The sequence below is a fragment of the Paracoccus halophilus genome, assembly GCF_000763905.1.
In the GTDB taxonomy this organism is placed as follows: Bacteria; Pseudomonadota; Alphaproteobacteria; order Rhodobacterales; family Rhodobacteraceae; genus Paracoccus; species Paracoccus halophilus.
This window is the reverse complement of the sequence record NZ_JRKN01000087.1, coordinates 1-1,443: the sequence shown is the minus strand read 5'-3', so window position 1 is coordinate 1,443 and position 1,443 is coordinate 1. Positions and strand designations below refer to the sequence as shown.

Below are 1,443 nucleotides of genomic sequence, written 5' to 3'. Positions count from 1 at the left end.
ACCGCGCCGGTTGGTAGTGTCCGCCGACGTGGTGTAATTTCACCGGCACGTTCGGCTTAATCTCGGGTGGCCATCGAGGTGTATGATCGATGTAGAGTTTCGACGCTTCAACCACGAACCATACGGAGCCCCCGATGACCAAGACCACCATGGACCTGTCTGAGCTTTTGGCAAAGCACGATCAGGGTGATTTACTGCGCAGCATCGCCGAGGCCGTCCTTCAGCTGATCATGGAGGCCGATGTCGATGGCCTGATCGGCGCCGGGCGGCACGAGCGCAGCGGCGAACGCACGACCTGGCGCAACGGGTATCGAGAGCGCGCCCTCGATACCCGTTTGGGCACGTTGAACCTGCGGGTGCCGAAGCTGCGGCAGGGCAGCTACTTCCCCGGCTTCCTCGAAGCCCGCAAGACCTCGGAACAGGCCTTGGTGGCGGTGATCCAGGGTGAGCCAGCGAGGCGCCACCGGTTCGAGACCGCTGGCGAACGGGATCGGCGGCGTCTCGACACGTCGGGTCGATGATCTCGTGCAGGCCATGGGGCTGAGCGGCATCTCCAAGAGCACGGTGTCCAAGCTGTGCAAGGATATTGACGAGCGGGTCGGCGAGTTCCTGAACCGCCCGCTCACCGGGGAATGGCCCTATGTTTGGCTGGACGCCACCTATCTCAAGCAGCGCCAGGGCGGGCGGATCGTCTCGGTGGCGGCCATAATCGCCGTGGCCGCCAATACGGAAGGCCGCCGTGAGATCATCGGCCTTGGCATCGGCCCCTCGGAGGCGGAGACCTTCTGGACTGACTTCCTGCGTTCTCTGCGCACGCGTGGGCTCGACGGCGTCAGACTGGTGATCAGCGATGCGCATACCGGCCTCAAGGCCGCCATCGCACGTGTATTCGAGGCGACCTGGCAAAGATGCAGGGTTCACTGGATGCGCAATGCCCTGGCGCATGTCTCCAAAGGCCAGCACACAGTCGCGGCGGCCGCAATCCGGCAGGCCTTCGATCAGCCGGACCGCATCCATGCCGGAGAAATCTGGCGCAAGGTTGCTGAGCAAGTCCGACCCCGCTGGCCCAAGCTCGCGGACCTGATGAACGAGAGCCAGGACGACGTTCTGGCCTACATGACCTTTCCTCGGCAGCACCGCACCAAGTTGCACAGCACCAACCCACTTGAACGCCTTAACAAGAAGGTGAAACGCAGGGCTGATGTCGTCGGCATCTTCCCAAACGAGGCCTCGATCATGCGGCTGATCGGCGCCGTGCTCTTCGAGCAGAACGACGAATGGCAAACGGCCAGCCGCTACATGATGGTCGAGGCCTTCGCCCAGATCGACAAGGAGGAGATCGACCCCATTCTCAGCATCACTACGAAAGCAGCCTGATCATGACCTCAGGCCATCCCGGAAGTTACACCAAATTGACGGACGTGACCCTCTGATGTCGGAGGC

1 pseudogene is annotated in these 1,443 nt (G+C 62.4%); it reads left to right on the top strand.

From position 1 onward, the window contains the following. Window positions 1-134: 134 nt before the first annotated feature. A pseudogene (locus IT41_RS19185) lies at window positions 135-1,377 on the top strand (IS256 family transposase). The last annotated feature ends 66 nt before the right edge of the window (window positions 1,378-1,443 follow it).